The sequence below is a fragment of the Thermoproteota archaeon genome (genome assembly GCA_030130125.1).
Lineage (GTDB): Archaea > Korarchaeota > Korarchaeia > Korarchaeales > Korarchaeaceae > Korarchaeum.
Genome location: JARZZM010000014.1, coordinates 24,282 through 43,305 on the forward strand (window position 1 = coordinate 24,282; position 19,024 = coordinate 43,305).

Below are 19,024 nucleotides of genomic sequence, written 5' to 3' on the forward strand. Positions count from 1 at the left end.
AGCGATGTCAGGTGTGAGGCCTGGCCTGACCGGTGAGTTCACCTATCTAGTTGATGAGAATATGGCCGCGAGCCATTTGGGGGTTGGGGTCCTCTCCACTCCCAGCATGATAGCCCTTATGGAGATCTCGTGCCACAGAACCGTGGAGCCCTACCTAGAAGAGGGTTACACCACCGTGGGTACGTATGTGTGCGTTTTTCACAGAGCCCCTGCTCCAATCGGCGGAGAGGTCAGGGTGAAGGCGACCCTTGTGGACATGGATGGAAGGAAGCTTGTCTTCAGGGTCGAGGCCTACTGGAAGGAGAAGCTCATAGGTGAGGGAGAGCATCACCGCTTCATAGTGAATGAGGAGAGGTTCGCTTCCAAGCTGAAGGAGGAGTTGGGTTGATCGAGGGAGTGGATGGGAAGGCAATCCTGAGGAGGCTAGAGGGGGCCTTGGACTTCAAGGAGGAGGAGTTCGTCTCCCTCATGGCCAGCAAATCCAAGAACCCATTTGAGGTGCTGGTAACCACCATAGTCTCCCAGAACACCAACGATAAGAATACCGCAAAGGCTATGAAGAGATTGAAGAATATTCTGGGCAGGATAGTTCCCGGAAGGATAGAGAAGCTCAGTTTGAGGGAGCTGGAGGAGGCCCTGAGACCGGCGGGCCTTTATAGACAGAAAGCGAGGGTCATCAAGAGGGTTGCCTCCCTCCTGAGCGGCGGCAGGCTAGAGAGAATACTAGAGAAGGACCTCGAGGAGGCCAGGAGGGAATTGATCAGCCTGCCTGGAGTTGGACCCAAGACTGCTGACGTGCTGTTGAGCTTAATGGGGAGGAGACCCACCATAGCGGTGGACAGGCACATCACTAGGGTGGCAGTCAGACTTGGTCTAGCAAGTAGCGACGACTACGAGGAGATAAGAGGATCGTTAATGAGGTTGTTCGACCCAGAAGACTACTTGAAGGCGCACCTCCTCCTGATAAAGTTGGGAAGGGTTTACTGCCGTCCTAAGAACCCGAAGTGCGAAGAGTGTCCCCTCAGGGACATGTGCGATTACGCCAAGTCCAAGAAGAAAATTGGAAGGTGAGGATGTTTTACATCCTCTCCAGCCTCGGCACGCCGATGAGGTCTAGCGCCTTTCCTAGGACCCCTCTCACCCCCATAACGAGCCACATCCTAGCTTCCCTTGCTCCCTCAGGAGCGTTGATAACCGGATGGGTCTCGTAGAACTTATTGAAGGTCGAGGCCAGCTCATTAGCGTATTGGGAGATCAGATCCGGTCTTAGAAGCTGGTAAGCACTCCTCACCTTCTCCGGAAACTCTGCCAACATGTAAACTAGGGACACCTCCAGATCGGACGACAATTCGGATGGATCGAAGGATTCAGGGATCTCTCCTGCCTTTTTCAAGATGTTATGGGCCCTAGTGTAGGAGTACTGGACGAAAGGTCCACTGTTCGTCTCGAAGTCGAGGACCCTCTCCCACCTAAACTGGACTACCTTGGTGGGGGAGACATTGATCAGGGCATACTTCAGGGCACCTACAGCTACCCTCTCGGCTATCTCCTCTATCCCTGGATCCCTGTCCATTCCCCTCTCCTGAAGTATCTTCATAACCTTGCCTTTTGCCTCGTCCAAGAGATCGTCTAACGTTATGTAGAGGGCCTTCCTCCCAGACATCCTCACCCCTATAAGGTTGACCATCTCGTAAGCGAAGTGTACGAGGAAGTCCGGATCATAGCCCATCAGGGCGAGGCTCGCCCTCACCTCCTTCTGCTCCAAAGTCTGCTCGGTGGCGATCACGTTGTAGCACCTTCTGACGTCGGTAGCCTCCACCTTGAAGAGGGAGTAAGCCACATCAGTCCCCGTGTACAGCCAAGTACCGTCCGATCTGGTGAGGTAGAACCTCGGAGGTACTACCTCCTCCAGCCTGCCCTCCTCCTCTAATCTCCTCACCTCGTCCTCCGTCAGTCCGAATATCCTCCTGACATCCTCCCTCTCCCTGATCGCCCTCTCAAGATCGATGTATATCGCTTCACCGTCCCTACCCAGATAACCGGAGGATTCAAGCTTCTCTAGGGATTTCCTCACCCAGCTCTTCCATATGAGCTCGCTCTCCCAGTCGAACTGATCGTAGGTTATGCCCATCCTGCCCAAGGTCTGGAGGAAACCTCTTAGGACCGATTCTGCTACCTCCCTGAAGACCTCCCTCGCATCCGGGTCTCCGGACTGGTACCTCTTTAGGAGATCCATGACGTAGCGGTCGTCAAGCTCGGTCAGTCCTTTGGCTATCTCGGGATCTTGGGCTCTAACCCTCTCTATGGTCTCCTCCCACTCCTTCAGATCCCCCTCCTCAGATTCACCCCTCTTGATCCTGTCTATCTCCAGCACCGCGTTAGCCATGGCGTATACCAGACCGAACCAGTGATCCAGCTTCCCCTTCGGCTTGAGGTGCCTCGTCTTGGACCTGCCAGCTGCTAGTATCGCAACCTGCAGGTTGCAGTCGTTCACCAAGTAGTGCCTCCTAACATCCCAGCCTAGGAAGTCCAGTATCCTAGCGAAGGAGTCGCCTATTATAGCGTTCCTCCCGCTTCCTACGTGGAGGGGATGTACTGGGTTGACGCTGGTGTGCTCCACCATTAGCTTCTCTCCCTTCCTCTCCCCCCTGCCCAGCTCCTCCCTAGACGCCAAGGAGAGGACGTCCTTGAAGAGGGTCTCACGAGAAACCCTCACGTTGAGGTATCCATTTTCAACCCTCACTTCCTCCGTATACGGTATGCTGGAAGCATCTATCCTCCCAGCCACTAAAAGCGCCGCTTCGTCCGGCTTCCTCCTCAGGTATCTAGCTATCTTGAATCCGACCGGTAGTCCGTAGACATCCGCGTCCTTGGGGGATCGAGCTACTTGGAGGGGGGAGAAGGACCCCTTCACTCCTATCTCTGAGAGGGCCTTATTCACTTCATCAGCTAGAGCTAATTTCATGGAGCCGAGCGGATCTGTGGTCATCCCTTTAACTTTGGGTTCGTTATTTAAAACGGTGGTGAGATATCCGACTGACGCGCTTCCAAGAGATACTTGCTGAGGCCTTGCAGAGCATTCCCCCGGGCAGGGTTTCATCATTCGGTGACATAGCCTCCGCCCTGGGGGATGTCAGGGCCGCTCTCGCTGTGAGAAACGAGTGCCTAAGGCTATCTAACCTCGCACCTCATGTTCCTTGGTGGAGGGCTGTGTCCTCAGACGGTAAACCACTTCCGGGAGCCTTAAAGAGAATTAGAGAGGAAGGAGGACTTGAACATCTCAGGGGGAGGAAGTTCTTCCACGATGTTAGGGCCTGGCCCATCTTCCGGTTGATGGCGGAGGCTCAGTTAATGCTCTCCTCTAAGCTGGATTTAAGGTCCCTGAAAGGGGTGGAAGTGGCTGCCGGTGTCGACGTCAGTTATGGGGACGAGGAGGCTGTCGCGGCCTGCGTCTCGGTCGATTCCAGATTGGAGATCGTCGAGGTGGCTTACGAGAGGTTCGTCCCCCAGATACCTTATGTGCCGACCTACTTGGCATTCAGGGAGTTGAGGGGCATGCTCCCCTCCGCCCTCAAGTGCGATTTCGATGTGATATTTGTGGATGGGCACGGCCTCTCCCATCCGAGGATGCTAGGGGAGGCCTCACATTTGGGGTTGCTGCTGGGGAAACCCTCCATAGGAGTTGCGAAGTCTAAGCTGGTGGGGAGATTGGAGGGGGACCGCGTCGTCCTCCGAGGCAGGGAGGTCGGTGCTGTTGTGAGGAGGGGTTTCGTCTCTCCCGGTCACCTGATGGACTTGGAGAGCAGCATAGAGATATCCAAGAAGTTCTGGAGGGAAGGAAAGCAGCCTCTACCCCTCATACTAGCCCACAGGATTTCCAAGGAGACTATACGGGGATCCTGATCTCGTGCGATTTCCCGGCCTCCAGATCGACCCTCATGATGGAGTCCTTGCCCTCGGGATTTATCACCCTGAGTTGAAGGTCCTTCACTTCACTGTAGGGCATTATCTTACCCTCCAAGTACTTCCTGTCGTACCTGAAGGTGCCCTTCACATCGCTCACCGCCCTGAACCTCTCAACTAGAATGCTGGGCGGGGCGACCCATATCCCTCTCTCATGAGCGTTCCTGAGGAGCGAGAGGGTGGATAGCTCGTCCATCGCGTCAACCGCCACCATGCACCCCCAATTGGCCACGAACTCCGCTGCTCTCGAAGCTGATCCTCTATCAGAGACCCTTCCCACCAGTGGGATGTTCCAGACGAGGCCGTTAGGCCTGAACGGACATCCGATGCCGACCGGGAACCCGAATTCTCCAGCGATCTCGCCAGCCAGTACGTATCCCGCCTCGACGTATACCGCCGACCTCCAAGCATCCATCAGGGTGGAGGCTATACCCTTGAACCTGATCCCTATGCCTCCCCTCTTTATGAGGGCGGCTACCTCCTCGTACTCCTCGGCCATCGACATGTGATCTATGGAGGCCCTGACTGAGGCTAGGAGGCCCACCTCATGACCGCCCTCCTCCATTGATATGAGCAGGTCCCTGATCTTATTCGGAGTGTAGTCTTCTCCCCTCCCCACGAAGAACGTGAGGTCCTCAGTTCCTTTAATCAACCTCTCTATCCAGGATTCCGTTCTTCGAAGCAACTTTCTCAGGTCGAACCTCAGGCCGGAACGCCCCGTCCTGTATATAGGAATGGAGACGGACATTCCTCCCTTGTAGCCAGAAGGGGGGATCTGCTTCATTATGAGAGGGAGCTTCTCCCTTTTGTGGAGGAGTAGAATAGAGAAGAGGAGGAACTTAGCATGCAGATCAACTACAGGGGTGGATACGGGGACCCCTCTGAGGTCCTCCAAGACCTTGGGGTTGAAGCGCCTGTCGCTGGTCCTTATCCTCTTCATGCCCAAGGAGGACTCGGCCCCCTTTAGGAAGTAGCTCACGTTCCTGAAGAGGTCGTATCCCAAGAGAAGGTGCGAATCCTTGGAGTAGAGGGGGGCCTGCCTGAGCAGTCTCTCGCCTTCTAGATCATACTTGGCTCCAAAGTAGGGTATCTTTATCCTATCCACTACCATGAAGCCTGCAGGCTCAGGTGGGGATTTCTTCACCTCAGTCTTATCTCCCCCGTAGTAGGAGAGGGCCGTCTCGCCCACGAATATAGAGGGGATGGTTACGGGGACGAATTCGGTTGCCTCGGGGAATATGGCCACGGAGTGCTTCAAGGGATCTGGTTCATCCACCTCCTCCCAGAACAGTCCCAGTGAATTCAAGGTGTGTTTGACCGCATCCCTCACATCCCTGTCCAAGGATCTAACAGCCGCAATGTTCGTCGGGACCACGCCCCCTATAGAACGGAGGTGGTGGGGCCGGTGGGACTTGAACCCACGTCCTACGGGTCTCCCCCTCAGTGCTCCAATGACTGGAGCCCGCCGCCCTACCTTTCCAGGGCGTTCCCCCAATCATGGGGGGAGAGCCAGGCTGGGCCACGGCCCCCCAGATCCTCCTCCCTTTAAATCGAGGAAGTTATATAAATAGTTTGTCCGGTGTTAGCGATGAAATGCCATTACTGCCAGCGTGAAGGTACCATATTCGTGGAGAATTTAGGTGATTGGGTTTGCGAGGAGCACTTCGAGAGGTATTTCCTGAAAAGAGTTGACCGCGTGTTGAGGAGGGTCAGGAAAGGTAGTTCCCTCCTGTTCGGGGTGTCGGGCGGGAAGGATTCCGTGGCGGCCCTGCATGCATCCAGTTTAATTGCACCCAAGTATCGGCTCAGGTTAGGGGCCGCGATAGTGTACACTGGCCTAGCCCCCGATTGCCTCGAGGTCTTCAAATCCTTGACCGAGGAGCTGGGGGTGGAGGGGATCGTGATAGATGTGAGGGAGTGGGGGATAAGGATCCCTCCCGACCCCTGGGCCGCCTGTTTCGTCTGCGGGGTGGTCAACAGGTACCTGTTGAATAGATACGCTGTGGAGAGGGGGTATGATTACGTCGCTACGGGCCATAACTTGGATGACATAGCCTACTTTGGGTTCAACAACCTCATCACTCATTCCCTTGATTACCTCTTCTACCAGTACGATTCCGTCACCAAGCCGATGCCCGAGTACAAGATGGCCGGAAAGGTGAAGCCCCTCTTCTGGGTCAGCGACTCAGATGCCTTGAACTACGTGAAGATGAAGGGCCTCCCAACCTGCGTTACCAAGTGCCCTTACGAGGGAAGGGATAAGCAGGCTGAAATCAAACCCCTGCTTAATCAGGTCAGGAGGAAGTGGCCTCCATCCTTAGTCAATTTCGTGAGCAGTTTGAGGGAGCTTGCGAAGATGGCTGAACCTCCACCACGCAAAATTAATCTATGTGAGAGGTGCGGTTACCCGACATCGGGCAGGGTTTGCGCTTTCTGCAGGCTGAAGGAGAGGCTCGAGAGGGAGGTAGTGTGATGAGGCTCTTCGATGCCCACTGTCACCTTGAGGAGGAGGCCTTCGACGGGGATAGGGATGAGGTGATTGAGAGGGCGAGGGAAGCGGGACTAGTGGGCATAGTGACCTCTCCCATATATCCAGAAGACGCGGAGAAGGCTCTGAGGTTGTTCAGGAGCCATCGGCTGGTGAGGGTGTCCATCGGATTAGATGTCTCTGAGTACGGGGACGAGGAGGAGGTGGAGGCCACCATGGATCTGATAAGGACTCACGTCGATGAGATAGTCGCGGTAGGAGAGGTGGGGCTGGATTACAGGATTCTAAGGTCGGGTGGTCCCCCGAAGGAGAAGCAGAAGGAGGTATTTAGGCTCTTCATAAGGCTCGCCAGAGAGCTGGACAAACCATTGGTAATTCACAGCCTGTGGGCTCAAAGACCCGTTCTAAGAGTGTTAGACGAGGAAGGAGCTGAGAGGGTCGTCCTACACGCGTTTGGAGGAACCCCGGAGGATGTCAGGTTTGCAGTGGAGAGGGGATGGATGGTCAGTATCCCCACTAACGTGATGAGGTCCAACAACGTTCAAAGGGTGGCTAAGGCCACTCCAGTGGATCACATGATGCTTGAGTCTGACTCGCCCGTGCTAGCTCCCAACCCCAAGGAGAGGAACGAACCCGCGAACATCAGGATATCAGCAGAGTTCGTGGCCGAAATGAAGGGGATCGATGTCGAGGATTTGGCAGAGATAACCACCGGAAACGCCATGAGGGTGTACGGTCTTGGGTAAGAGAAAGGGGCCTAGGGTACCTTATGATCTCATAGGCTCCAGGGAGACGGGAGCTGTGGCTATCGTAGAGGTACCCGAGGGCATGGATCCGGAGGAGGCGACTAGGGAGGTGATGAGTCGCCATCCACACGTCAAGTCCGTTCTATTGAAGGCAGGGGCTAGAGAGGGTGAGTTCAGGGTGAGGCCCCTGAAGCTCTTAGCCGGCAGTGAGGAGACGGAGGTCATCCACAAGGAACACGGATACAGGATAAAGCTCGATCCCCGTAGAGTCTACTTCTCCCCTAGGGAATCGACCGAGAGGCAGCTGGTGGCGGAAAGCGTGAGGGACGGAGAGCTGGTACTAGTCATGTTCGCGGGAGCCGGCCCCTACGCGATCGCCATTGCCAAGCGCAGGAGGGCCCAAGTGGTCGGGATCGAGCTGAACCCGATAGCTGTCAGGTACTTCCAAGAGAATGTGATCCTCAACAGGGTGGGGCACCTCGTCTTCCCCGTTGAGGGGGACGTGGCTTACGTCACGCCCGCCATGTACGGCAGATTCGACAGGGTGATCATGCCCCTGCCTAAGGGAGCTTACGCCTTCATTAGTCACGCCCTCCGAGCGCTTAGGGGATGGAGGGGAGTCATCCACTTCTATTACTGGGGGGGAGATGAGGCCCTCTCGGAGGCCGAGGAGATGTTCAGGAAGGAGGCTGCTTCCATAGGTTTAGAGGCCATCTCCATAGGTCACCGCATTGTCTCCAGCTATGCTCCTAGGGTGTACAAGGTGCGTGTGGATTTTTTAGTGAGACCTTTAAATGTAGAGTGAAGTTTGAAAATTAGGTTTTTAGTTCAACCCCCAGTACCGTTAGAGGGGATTCCAAATTGGCTGGGAATTTACGAGACGACATCAAAGATCTTCTAAACAGTCTCTCGCCGGAAATGAGAACCAGAGTCATCGATCACTTGGACCGACTAAACAAAACGTTCCCCCTAAATGAGGGTCCCCTCTACGAACTCATCTCATCCTTTAAGAAGAGCTTGGAGGCGGTGAATCACATTCCCAGCCTCCTCACTGACAAGTTGACCGATCATTTCAGGATGAATAGGGATAGATTCGCTAATCAGTTCCAGCAGGACGTCGAATTTCTCATCAAGGCCGGGGACATCAGGGAGTTGGACGAGGCTGAGGTGAGGCTGCTCACGCAGGCCGCCAAGGACTCCATGGAGGCCATGTTCTCCTCACTGATAGATGCGATGAGTAAGGTACTGAACGATTATCTCAGGTGGGCCCCCAAGGCACTAGGTCCCTCCGCTGGTAACGGAGTTGCCGAGAGGACATTGGACCTGTTCGCTACCCTCATGTACCAGCTGGCACTGGCTAAGGCGGAGAAGGATCTCTGCAGAGAGGAGATCGAATCGCTCAAGAACGCAGTGATGCCTAAGGTTACGGGGAGGTACAGGGTGCTTGAGGTCCTCGAGAAGGCAACTGAACCCATGAGGATCATAGCCATAGCTTCGGAGCTCGGACTGGCCGAAGTGACGGTGAGGAGGTACATAAAGGACTTGGAGGAGGAGGGGCTCGTGGAGAGGGTCAGCAACGGCAAGCCCTACAAGTACATCCTGAGGGATAGGAATTGGAGGAAGAGGTTGGTGGAGCGGAGGAAGAAGGAGAAATAATCGTTCTAGTATCGCCTATATGCGAACCCTCCTTGGATGCTGCCCGCCGACTGAAGGAGTGGGCCCATCGCAGGGGCTTGAAGATCAGAGAGGTCTCCACCTTGGAGCCGGAAGGGCAGAGCTACATACTGGAATTAGGTATAAGGAAAATCCCGGCCATCATAATCAGGGGAAAGCTGATCTCTGAGGGGAGAATAGAGCTTCCAGAGGTCTCCTGATGCGTACCGAAGTGCTCATAGTTGGAGGAGGTATCTCGGGCTCCACACTCGCCTATCTGTTGTCGAGGAAGGGCTTCTCCGTTATCATAGTTGAGAGGAGGAGAGTCATAGGGCATCCGCACCACTGCTCCGGTATACTGGGTCCCGACGCCTTAAGCGAGCTTATACTCTTCTCCGAGGAATGGGTCATCGGAGAGGTAAACTGGGCGACCTTCGCATCCCCCGGAGGTAATGAGATAGAGGTACGGAGGCACCTAGCCACGCTCGTCGACAGGACCCAGATGGACAGGGAGACCTGGGAGGCGGCGCTCTCAGAGGGAGCTAGAGGGTTCCTCTCGACAGGATTCAAGGGATTAAGATCGAAGAACGAGGCTCTCGTGGACGATATGATCGTCGAGTACGACCTGCTGGTGGGGGCGGATGGGGCCCTCTCCTCTGTGGCTGACGAGCTCGGCTTCCCACCCATGAGAATCGAGATTGGGGTTCACAAGATCGTGGAGGGCGGGAAGATGGATGGCTACCAAGTGAGAGTGAGGAAGGGTAGCAGGTTCAGCTGGATCCAGCCCTGGAAGGGAGGGAGGAAGGTGGGGGCGCTGGGAAGGATCGATGACCCGCTGCTCACATGGATCCAAGAGACATCGGGAGATCCGGCGATCGGGTACGAGGGAGGGGTGATCCCGGTAGGTCCGAGAAAGAGGTTCTGGATGGATAATGTGGCGCTGGTGGGAGATGCGGCTGGCCAAATAAAGCCTGTTAGTAGGGGAGGGGTCCTCCTAGCGGTTAGGGGAGCCAAGAATCTAGCCAGCTGCCTCGAGGACTTGGACGACTTGGAGAGGGCCCTGAGATGCTACGAGTCAAGGTGGTGGGGGCACAACAGGCGTGAGATCTCCCTAGGATGGGCAGTAAGGAGGTATCTGGAATCCCTGAATGACCGACAGATTGACACCATCTTCACCTTAATTCGTGAGGAGGGCCTCGTGGAAGGGGACTTCCACGTGGACAGGCAGTCAGCACCAATCAGAATCAGTCGTTTACCTAAAATTCTTAAATTAGCTTCCGTGAATATAGGATCAGCTGCGTCGGCCCTCGCCGAGGCACTGAAGTACATGCTACGGTGATCGAAAAGATGATGGAACTCTTGACTGAGATCCTGCTGGGCATTGGCGTCACCCTCTTCTCGTTCATCCTCTTTAAAATGTATTCCAGCATTCCTGAGGTTACCTCGGCCCTGATCTCGATCAATCTCGGGCTCTACGCAATGACATCCCCTGCACTCCTCGAGGCGAACAGGTACATGCTCCTATACTTCGGCAGTTCGGGCCTCTACTTGATGCATGGTAGGTACTACACATTGATCACATCGATGTTCCTCCATGCCAACATCCTACACCTGGGGCTGAACATGTACGCCCTTTACATATTAGGTAAGGTGGTTGAGCTATCCCTAGGCAGGGTCAAGTACCTCCTCATGTACTTCATCTCGGGCGTGGTTGGGAACCTCCTGTCAGCTTTCCTCGATCCCCGAACGGTGGGAGTGGGAGCTTCAGGGGCTATAATGGGCCTCTTGGGGTACATGGTGGCCATGGAGTACAGGGTGACTGGGAAGCTGAGTTCCTCCACCATATTCATAGCGCTCTTCGTGATCTTCGGTGGTTTCTCAGCCAATGTGGATGTGTTGGCCCACGCTGGCGGCTTCGTCGTGGGGTTGATGTGGGGTCTGGGCAGGAGGTTCAGGCCCTCCTACACCGTCAGCTATGACCTCTATTATTGAGGTAATAAGGGGAAATAACAGGCATCAGCACCCCATTTTAAGAGTTTTAGGTGGACGATCATCGGGTCGGGTGGATGTTCAAGGTCAGAGAGGTGAAGAGAGTTAACGACATTAGATGGGAACCCGGGTTGAGGCTGGTTCACATAAGGGACGAACAGAGGTGGCCAGAGCAGTTCTATTCGGAGGAGGGCTACCACGTGGAGATCAAGGCCCCCATGTCGTATCACAAGGGGAGCTGGATCTCACCTCGGGGAATCTACGCCATGGTCGATTACGAGATAACCTTGAAGGGGAGGAGGATAAAGGTCAGGAGGGTCATTCATGAGAGCGATCCATACTTCCTGAAGGTGGTTCAGGAGATGCTCTAGTTATATAGTCTGGCGGCGCTGTAGCGGAGGTAAAGCATGCTGCTAGGGAAGCTTGTGATCGTTCCAGCTGGCTTCATATACCATTGGATACTAGAATTCCTCGCCGAGAAGCTGCCTCAGGCTTATCCAATTGATGTGGAAATCGATTATACTGAGATTAAGATTCCTCCAACGTTGTACGACCACAACACTCAACAGCTGAGGAGCGAGAAGTTCCTAGAGTACCTGTGGCAGATCGACAGATGGGCATCCGATGAGAAAGTACTTGCCGTGGTGGATGAAGATGCATACACCAAAGGGACCAACTTCATCTTTGGTCAGGCTGAGCTTGGAGGGAGGTTCGGGTCCGTCTACCTCTCCAGACTCAAGCCAGAATTCTACGGTGAGAGGGAGAACAGGGCCCTTTTCCTCCTGAGAACTCTTAAGGAGGCCTCCCATGAGCTAGGTCACCTCCTAGGCTTAAACCACTGTCCCACTCCGGGCTGCGTCATGAACTTCAGCCTCTCTGTGTGGGACGTTGACAGGAAGGACTGGAGACCCTGCGACAGGTGCCTAGGGAAGCTGGGTGTTCTCGATGTCAGGGCGAGGACCAGACGTCGGCAGATATGATCTGCTGCTCGTGGATATAGACGGCGTCGTCTGGCTTGATGGAGAGCCAATAAGAGGCGCCGTGGAGGCCCTCAACGAGCTCTCATCTATGATCGAAATCAGGTTCGTAACTAACAACTCCACCCGCCACAGACGCGTAATAGCCTCCCTTCTGAGGGATGCAGGCTTGGGATGGGTTGGGGAGGAGCATGTGATAACGAGCGCTAGCACGCTTGCCGACATAGCCCCCTCGATAGGGGTGAGGAGGTGTTACGTGGTCGGTGAGGAGGGCCTCAGGGGGGAGTTAAGGGAGAGAGGCGTGGACATCTCGGATGAGGGTGACGTGTGCGTGGGAATGGACAGATCCTTCAATTACCGGAAGCTGACGAGGGCCCTGAGGAACATATTGAGAGGGAGGCTCTTTCTAGCCACTAACGAGGATCGCACCCTTCCCACGTCAGATGGACCGATTCCCGGAGCTGGTTCCATGGTTTCAGCAATTTCCGGCGCTTGTGGTAGAAGACCGGATCTTGTAGTGGGTAAACCGAATCCCCTCATGTTCCTCCTCGCCTCCCGAAGCGTAGGAGCGTCCCATCCTTTAGTGATCGGGGACAGACCGGAGACGGACATTCTGGGGGCCTTGAGGGCGGGAATAGACTCCGCTTTGGTCCTCACCGGAGTGGTGAAGGAGTATGAGGGGGTGGTACCTCGACCCAAGTACGTTTTGAGGAGCTTGATGGACCTGATCCGCTGAGGGGAGTTAAGGGAGCTTATATCCTCCTGTTAATATCTCCCGGCACCATCCTTGAAGTGGGAAGGTTGGGAACCTTCGAGTTCCCGGTTGGTGTTCTCGCGTATGTCGGCTCAGCAGCGGGACCCGGTGGCCTGGGAGCTAGGATAAGGAGGCATTTCAGGAAGGGGAAGACCTTGAGGTGGCACGTGGACTACCTGACAGAGGTCATGGACGTGCCATGCGCCTTGGCATTTCCTGACGCTGAAGAGGGGTCCTTATCTAGGATCCTCAGGGGGGTGGGAGTCCCGATCGTCAGGGGGTTCGGCTGCTCGGACAGGAGAGCCGATGAGACCCATCTCTACCTGATGGGTGAGGATCTCAGGGAAGCCCTGGGGATCTTGGGAAAGATCGAATGGGAGAGGGCCTATCTGATATGGAACCCCTTTTACAGGCTTAGATGAGCCCTAGATCCTTGGGAGTGACATAAAAGATGAGCTTGTACCTATGGTAATCTCTGATCACCTGCCTAGCTGCCTCTTCCACGTTGGGTTCCCCGTCTTTGAACCTCCAGCCTCTCTTCTCCGCCAACCTCTCCAGTATCTCGATGGGATCCGTCCCCTCGATGCCATAGATCCTCTTCACGATCCCGGGATTGGATCTGAGGGCCCTCTCCAAGAGGGACACGGCGACCTCCACGGGGTTCTTCAGTTCCTCAGGGGGATAGCCTCTTATGGCCATTTCGAGCGGACCACCCTCTACCGGAAGGATTCCCGGGGAATCCAGTATGTACAGGTTCCTGTCTATCCTGTAGAGCTGGAAGTGGCGCGTGTACCCGGGATTGCCGGGCACAGGGCTGGTTGAGGCGGAGCTCCTCCCCTTGAGGACATTTATTATCGAGCTCTTTCCCACCTTCGGGAAGCCTGCTATGAGTACCTTGGCTGGCAGCTCGGGGGCTTCCCTCTTGATGAACCTCCTCAGCCTCATGGTGCCCAGTCTCTCCCTCGCGCTCAAGTAGGTCGCTTTCAAGCCATCCTCCTCGAATATCCCCACCCACTGGTCTAGTATCTCCCTAGGAACCAGATCTGACTTGTTTATCGCCACGAGGATCTTCCTTCCCCTTCTCTTAGCCATCTCCTCGAGTTTGCGGCTTCTAGTCGTCCAAGGGTCCCTAGAGTCGACGACCTCCAGCACCACATTTACCCTGTCCATAGCTTTCGCTATTTCCTTCCAGCTGGCTACCTTCATCCAGGGTAAGTGTGGCAATGCTTTATATTACTTCCGCGCCGCATGGGGGTTGGTAGGTAAGTTAAGGTTAAGGGATTCGCCCAAGCCCATCCCCAGATGAAGTTCGTCTACGATGATTCCATATCCTCATACGACTTCGGTCCGGGTCATCCATTCAGAGGAGACAGGTTTCCCTCCTTCATCAGATTTCTCGAGGAGAGGGGTGAGCCTTTCGAGCTTGTGGGGTACGTCGGCGAACCACCGACCATCGAGGACTTGAAGGCAGTTCACGACGGAGAGTACTTGAACTTCCTCAGGGTCAGGAGTCAGACCGGGCACGGTATGGTCTCCCTAGATACGCCGGCATTCAAGGGGATGTGGGAAGCTGCGCTCAGCATGGTCTACTCCTCCATGTCAGCTGTCAGGCTCGCTTTAAAGGAGAGAGGTGCTGCGGGATTCGGAGGCGCCCACCACGCCGGTGTCAATTATGGGGGAGGCTTCTGCCTGCTGAACGACATCGCGATCGCGACCAGATGGGCCCTTAGGAACGGTATTGAGTCCGCGGCGATATTCGACCACGACGCCCATCACGGGAATGGCACCATGGATATATTCTACGATGACGACACGGTCCTTTACGTGAGCATTCACCAAGATCCGACCACTATCTATCCGGGCGTGGGTTTCGCGAGACAGGTGGGGAGGGGGAGGGGGGAAGGGTACACGGTTAACATCCCCCTGCCTCCCGGAGCGGGACCCTCCTCCTATGAGATGGCTTTCGAGGAGCTGGTAAGGCCCATTGTGGAGTCCTTCGCGCCTAAGCTGCTCATAGCTCACGGAGGAAGCGATCCTCACTTTCTGGATCCCCTCACACAGTTGGGATTGGATTTGAGGGGGCTCTGGAAGTTGGGGAGGTGGGCATCCTCACTTCCAGCCGATCACAGGGTGGAACTCCTCATAAGCGGTTACAACGAGCATGTGAGGAACTGGGGGTGGCTGGGGATAGTTAGAGGATTCGCATCCCTAGACATGGGCTTCGACCCGGAGGAGATTGAAGGCAGGGCTCCGAAAGAGGACGATTACGTTATTCGAAGGGCCAAGCTGTCCATAGACGATGCAAAGAGCGTACTCTCCAAGTACTGGAACCTCTCCTGACGGGGAAATTTTTTACGCGGGCCTATCCGATCCCAGAGGAGGCACCGGCCTTGATAAGCATAATCATTCCCACCTACAACGAGAGAGAGAACCTAGAGGAGCTGGTGAGTCGAATAGATAGGGCATTGGCCGGTGTGGATTATGAGATAGTGATAGTGGACGATAACTCGCCTGACGGAACGGCTGACCTGGCTAGAGAGCTCTCCTCCAAGTACCCCATCAAGGTCAAGGTGAGGCCGGGGAAGATGGGACTATCCTCTGCCGTGGTGGAGGGATTGGAGCTGACCGAGGGGGATGTAGTGGCTGTTATGGATGCTGACCTCCAACATCCGCCTGAGCTGCTTCCTGAATTGTACAGGAAGGTAACGGAGGGTTGCGACATAGCCATAGCCTCTAGGTACGTGGAGGGAGGGTCCGTGGCTGGGTGGGGGCTGGTAAGGAGGATAATCTCTAGGGGATCGATACTGCTCGCTTGGATCCTCCTTCCCAGGGTTAGGGGTATCAGGGACCCTTCTTCTGGTTACTTCATGTTCAAGAGATCTGTAGTGGAGGAGATCGTTGAGTATCTGGACCCCAAGGGCTTCAAGATCCTCTTGGAGGTGCTGGTGAAGGGGAACTATTCCAAGGTGTGTGAGGTCCCCTACACCTTCGGCCTGAGGAGAAGAGGTTCCTCAAAGCTTGGAGGCGGCGTCATACTGAGTTACCTGTTGCATGTACTGGAGCTCAGCCCTCCTATAGTCAGGTTCGCCATAGTGGGGGCAGTCGGTACCGTGGTGAATCTGACTGTCCTCTGGATTCTGCGGTACGGTCTCAAGCTGATACACGAGATCGCATCCGCCGTCGCCATAGAGGTATCCCTTCTGAGCAACTTCCTCCTCAACGACATCTGGACATTTAGGAGGAGGAGAAGGAGCGGGTTCATTCAGAGCATTCTGAGGTACCATGTGGCCAACCTGGCCGGCATAATCACCCAGTACGGCGTCTCGGTATCCCTTCACAGGTTCCTAGGTGTGGAATCTCTGGCTTCCCAGTTCGTGGGTATCTTGGTCGGGTTCCTAGTGAACTACGCCCTCAGCAAGAGCGTGGTGTGGTGGTGAGATGAGAAGGTCCTTCCTGATAGGCCTCCTATTGAGTCTCCTCATGGCTACAGCCTATATCAGCTACGCCTACTGGGAGATGTCGTCAGGAAAATACAGAGGAGATGATTACTACGTGAGTGACGAGGTATGGTACGCCACCTCGGCCAGGAACTTATTGAAAGAGGTGTTTGGCGTCAATGCAAAGTACGTGAGGGAGGGTTACGCTTACGCGACTCTCGTCTTCACATCCAACGAGTTCTTGGAGGAGCACCTGAGCGATGTTGAGAGGTGCCTCTCCGAGCTTGACGGGAGCGTGATGAGGGCCAACTACACGGAGACGGGGGACAAGGTCCCCCTTCTCTGGGTGAGGGTGCCGGAATCCAACCTATCAAAGCTTGAGGGATGTGGGGGAGCCATAAAGGTGATACCAGGCTTCGAGTATCCTTCGAAGAAGGGTATCCATGACTACCTGAATCTGGAGCACCCTCCCCTAGGGAAGTACCTGATAATGGCCTCGATTATCTTGTTCGGAGATGAGCCGATGAGCTGGAGGCTCCCAGGTTTAATTGAAGGCTTCATCATGGTTATCCTCGTTTACCTGATAGGAAGCAGGTTGCTCAATCCCTTCTGGGGGGTCGTGGCATCCCTCGCCCTAGTGCTCGATCCCATGTTCGTGTCAATGAGCATGGTGGCCATGCTAGACATACACCTAGCCTTCTTCACGACCCTTGCCCTCCTGTTCGTGGTGTACGATAGGCCACTGGCGGCCTCCGTCGCTGGATGGCTCGCGTTCTCCGTAAAATTCAGCGGGCTGTTCGTTGTCCTAGCCGTCTACCTCTATATCAGGATATACGGGAGGGAGAGGGTCCTTCCCTCCTTGGTCAAGGCTCTAGCGCCGGCCGTAACGTACATCCTCATTTCCATCCCAGTAATCTCCTACTTGGGAGTGGATAGGTGGATTATTGAGAACCTTAATGCCGCGGCATGGCACACAACGAGCAGGGGAAGCGGTCCAACTCCCTCCCCTCCGTGGGGGTGGTTCTTTAACCTTGCGCCGATGGCCCTTCATTACAATCCAGACCTCATAGCCAGAGTGAACCTTGTGTCCTACGCGTTCGTGTTCGCGTTCTCCTTCATCCTGCTTCCGGCCCTTCTAGAGAGGAGGAGAGAGTACATACCCATCTTGTTCGTCGGCTCCATCGTATTAGGCTATACTGCCGTGTTCTTGAAGGGCAACAGGACCCTTTACAGCTTCTACGCGATACAGCTGTCCTCAGCTGTAGCCGTCTCGTTCTCGGTGATCATGGCCTACCTCTCCCTCTGGGAGGGCGAGGTTAACAGGTACCTCAGCGAGGGATGGAGGAGGACCTCGAGGGCGCTGCTCGGTGAGGGACTGAAGTTACCTGAGGAGCTGTCCTTCCTGAGACCGCTCCTGACCATGGATGCAAGGAGCCTCTCCCTCTCCCTTGGAATCCTCACGGCTGCGTTCTCCTCCCTCGTCCTCTACTACATGGCCTTCATGCCCACCAGCCCTGCTGCGCTCCTCGGGCTGGATGATATCGGCCTCTCCAACGTGCTTACCCAGTTCCTCACCGAGTCTTCATCCGAACTCTGGATTAGGGGAGCAGCCTACGGGACAGTTGTAATGCTCTCCTCCCTGATAATCCTCTTAGACCTCTACGAGGGAAGTGGGGGCCTCACCTACGCACCTCTCCTAGCCGTGCTGCTCCTCTCCTCATCCGACTGGACAATGCTGGCAGTGGCTCTTGCCATGGACTCGATGATGTTGGCCAGAAGGAGAAGGCGCCTGTCCTCGTCGGTCCTGTTAGGGATCTCGGGTGCCGTGAACCCGCTTACCCTGACCGCGGCCCCGTTAGTCATCTCGATGAACGGGCGTATCTATGCGCTCGGGGTAATAGCTGGACTGATCCCGCCCATGCTTATCCCGGGATCGATCCATTGGCCCTCTGACGTGACCGGAGGATTGTTGAGACCCCTACTCGGTGAATACTCCCTTTTAGCAGGTCTCGTTGCCGCTCTTGTACCCATCCTCATCTGGAGGGACGAGAGAGAAGCTTCGGTCATCTCCGCCGGGGTCTTCCTTTTAATTGCCGGTGGAAGGCCCTACTGGTCCCTCATACCCCTCCTCATGGTATCGATGATGGGTGGGGGACCAGGACTGGCCCTGATGGAGCTGGCCGCCTCCGTCCCGGTTCTGTCCTGGGTCACTCCCAAGCTGATAAGTGGGCCCCTATTCAAGTGTGATCCGGCAGGACCCGCCGATCCCTGTTCTGATCCCTTCATCGCGCTGACTCTCCTCTCCCTCGCCCTCGTCTACTGGGGAGTGAGGAGGATCCTACTGAGGAGAGGTTATCACGGGTATGAGGGCGAGGGGCTCAATTCTCCTAGCGAGGTAACGGAATGTAACGGCGAACATCCTCACTCCCCTATTTTCGGCCTCTCTGAGGGCTTCAGCAAACTTGGGATCGGTCCTAGCGTTTGGGATGAGGAGCTCGGCGTCCGGCCTCATCACGAGGAAGAGAACGGCCGCGCTATGTCCCTCATCGACGGCCCGGATCAGGTTCAGCACATGCCTCCTCCCTCTCTCGGTGGGGGCATCCGGGAACAGGGCCGTGCCGTCCCTGACTAGCGTGCACCCCTTTACTTCGAGATAGAGGACCCTATCCGGATATTCCAGCATGAAATCCACCCTGCTGTCACCGTACTTCACTTCACTCCTAATCGAGACGAAGCCCCGGAGCTCCGGCAAGAATCCCGAGGCTAGAAGCTCGGTAGCTAGCTCCGAATGGAGGCCGGAATTGACTACCGTCCACACCCTGCCGTCCCACACTAGGAGAACCTCGCAATCAGTTTTTCTCCCCGGATTGGATCTCTCTAGGAAGACAACTGGGGCTCCCCTCACGAACAGTTCGGTGAGCCTCCCCGGATCCCTTACATGGCATCTTCTCCTCCCCTCTAGCGTGTTCAAGACTGCTAAGAAACGATTGGGCCTCTCGAGGAACTTACCGGATCCA

Annotated in this window: 20 protein-coding genes and 1 tRNA gene; 17 read left to right on the forward strand and 4 right to left on the reverse strand. The window is 55.5% G+C overall.

Features of this window, described 5'->3' with window-relative positions:
• Positions 1–4: 4 nt before the first annotated feature.
• Both QI197_03130 and nth read left to right on the forward strand, forming a co-directional pair.
• Positions 5–388 carry a thioesterase family protein gene (locus tag QI197_03130; GenBank protein ID MDK2372353.1) on the forward strand — a complete coding sequence of 128 codons (384 nt, stop codon included), beginning with the start codon at positions 5–7 and terminating at the stop codon, positions 386–388.
• The gene (gene nth, locus QI197_03135; protein ID MDK2372354.1) at positions 385–1,071 is read left to right on the forward strand and encodes an endonuclease III; all 687 of its coding nucleotides are present in this window, start codon (positions 385–387) and stop codon (positions 1,069–1,071) included. The genes QI197_03130 and nth overlap by 4 nt, the downstream gene beginning before the upstream one ends.
• Before the next feature lie 7 nt (positions 1,072–1,078).
• Here the strand turns inward: nth and QI197_03140 are convergent, their stop codons facing one another.
• On the reverse strand, positions 1,079–2,989 hold the full coding sequence (locus tag QI197_03140) for an arginine--tRNA ligase (GenBank protein MDK2372355.1): 1,911 nt from the start codon (positions 2,987–2,989) through the stop codon (positions 1,079–1,081).
• A gap of 65 nt (positions 2,990–3,054) precedes the next feature.
• Here QI197_03140 and QI197_03145 point away from each other — a divergent pair, with 65 nt between their 5' ends.
• Entirely contained in the window at positions 3,055–3,903 is an 849-nt protein-coding gene (locus QI197_03145) for an endonuclease V (GenBank protein ID MDK2372356.1), read from the forward strand.
• On the opposite strand, the gene QI197_03150 is transcribed toward QI197_03145, so the two are convergent.
• Complete coding sequence (locus tag QI197_03150; protein ID MDK2372357.1) at positions 3,887–5,338, reverse strand: hypothetical protein; 1,452 nt, start codon at positions 5,336–5,338, stop codon at positions 3,887–3,889. The two genes, QI197_03145 and QI197_03150, sit on opposite strands and share 17 nt — an antisense overlap.
• A gap of 19 nt (positions 5,339–5,357) precedes the next feature.
• Positions 5,358–5,492: transfer RNA gene (locus QI197_03155), tRNA-Trp, on the reverse strand.
• 59 nt (positions 5,493–5,551) lie between these two features.
• Here QI197_03155 and QI197_03160 point away from each other — a divergent pair.
• The 11 genes from QI197_03160 (at position 5,552) to QI197_03210 (ending at position 12,992) form a co-directional block, all read left to right on the forward strand.
• The gene (locus QI197_03160) at positions 5,552–6,436 is read left to right on the forward strand and encodes a hypothetical protein (GenBank protein ID MDK2372358.1); all 885 of its coding nucleotides are present in this window, start codon (positions 5,552–5,554) and stop codon (positions 6,434–6,436) included.
• Positions 6,436–7,197 carry a TatD family hydrolase gene (locus QI197_03165; GenBank protein MDK2372359.1) on the forward strand — a complete coding sequence of 254 codons (762 nt, stop codon included), beginning with the start codon at positions 6,436–6,438 and terminating at the stop codon, positions 7,195–7,197. Before QI197_03160 ends, QI197_03165 begins: the two co-directional genes overlap by 1 nt.
• Entirely contained in the window at positions 7,190–8,002 is an 813-nt protein-coding gene (locus QI197_03170) for a class I SAM-dependent methyltransferase family protein (GenBank protein ID MDK2372360.1), read from the forward strand. The genes QI197_03165 and QI197_03170 overlap by 8 nt, the downstream gene beginning before the upstream one ends.
• A gap of 56 nt (positions 8,003–8,058) precedes the next feature.
• Entirely contained in the window at positions 8,059–8,853 is a 795-nt protein-coding gene (locus tag QI197_03175; protein MDK2372361.1) for a helix-turn-helix domain-containing protein, read from the forward strand.
• Entirely contained in the window at positions 8,811–9,071 is a 261-nt protein-coding gene (locus QI197_03180) for a hypothetical protein (protein ID MDK2372362.1), read from the forward strand. The genes QI197_03175 and QI197_03180 overlap by 43 nt, the downstream gene beginning before the upstream one ends.
• Entirely contained in the window at positions 9,071–10,189 is a 1,119-nt protein-coding gene (locus QI197_03185; protein MDK2372363.1) for an NAD(P)/FAD-dependent oxidoreductase, read from the forward strand. Before QI197_03180 ends, QI197_03185 begins: the two co-directional genes overlap by 1 nt.
• 8 nt (positions 10,190–10,197) lie before the next feature.
• On the forward strand, positions 10,198–10,842 hold the full coding sequence (locus QI197_03190; GenBank protein MDK2372364.1) for a rhomboid family intramembrane serine protease: 645 nt from the start codon (positions 10,198–10,200) through the stop codon (positions 10,840–10,842).
• Between the two features lie 50 nt (positions 10,843–10,892).
• Complete coding sequence (locus QI197_03195) at positions 10,893–11,210, forward strand: hypothetical protein (protein ID MDK2372365.1); 318 nt, start codon at positions 10,893–10,895, stop codon at positions 11,208–11,210.
• Positions 11,211–11,246: 36 nt separating this feature from the next.
• Entirely contained in the window at positions 11,247–11,819 is a 573-nt protein-coding gene (locus QI197_03200) for an archaemetzincin family Zn-dependent metalloprotease (GenBank protein MDK2372366.1), read from the forward strand.
• A complete protein-coding gene (locus QI197_03205; GenBank protein MDK2372367.1) occupies positions 11,785–12,552 on the forward strand; it encodes an HAD-IIA family hydrolase in 768 nt (255 codons plus the stop codon). Before QI197_03200 ends, QI197_03205 begins: the two co-directional genes overlap by 35 nt.
• Positions 12,553–12,617: 65 nt before the next feature.
• On the forward strand, positions 12,618–12,992 hold the full coding sequence (locus QI197_03210) for a GIY-YIG nuclease family protein (GenBank protein ID MDK2372368.1): 375 nt from the start codon (positions 12,618–12,620) through the stop codon (positions 12,990–12,992).
• Here the strand turns inward: QI197_03210 and QI197_03215 are convergent.
• The gene (locus QI197_03215; GenBank protein ID MDK2372369.1) at positions 12,985–13,776 is read right to left on the reverse strand and encodes a 50S ribosome-binding GTPase; all 792 of its coding nucleotides are present in this window, start codon (positions 13,774–13,776) and stop codon (positions 12,985–12,987) included. The two genes, QI197_03210 and QI197_03215, sit on opposite strands and share 8 nt — an antisense overlap.
• 96 nt (positions 13,777–13,872) lie before the next feature.
• On the opposite strand from QI197_03215, the gene QI197_03220 reads away from it, so the two are divergent.
• The 3 genes from QI197_03220 to QI197_03230 are packed head-to-tail and all read left to right on the forward strand — an operon-like array spanning position 13,873 to position 18,639.
• A complete protein-coding gene (locus QI197_03220; GenBank protein MDK2372370.1) occupies positions 13,873–14,910 on the forward strand; it encodes an acetoin utilization protein AcuC in 1,038 nt (345 codons plus the stop codon).
• A gap of 50 nt (positions 14,911–14,960) precedes the next feature.
• Positions 14,961–16,007, forward strand: a complete 1,047-nt coding sequence (locus tag QI197_03225) for a glycosyltransferase family 2 protein (protein MDK2372371.1) — start codon at positions 14,961–14,963, stop codon at positions 16,005–16,007.
• Between the two features lies 1 nt (position 16,008).
• Positions 16,009–18,639 carry a glycosyltransferase family 39 protein gene (locus QI197_03230; protein MDK2372372.1) on the forward strand — a complete coding sequence of 877 codons (2,631 nt, stop codon included), beginning with the start codon at positions 16,009–16,011 and terminating at the stop codon, positions 18,637–18,639.
• The last annotated feature ends 385 nt before the right edge of the window (positions 18,640–19,024 follow it).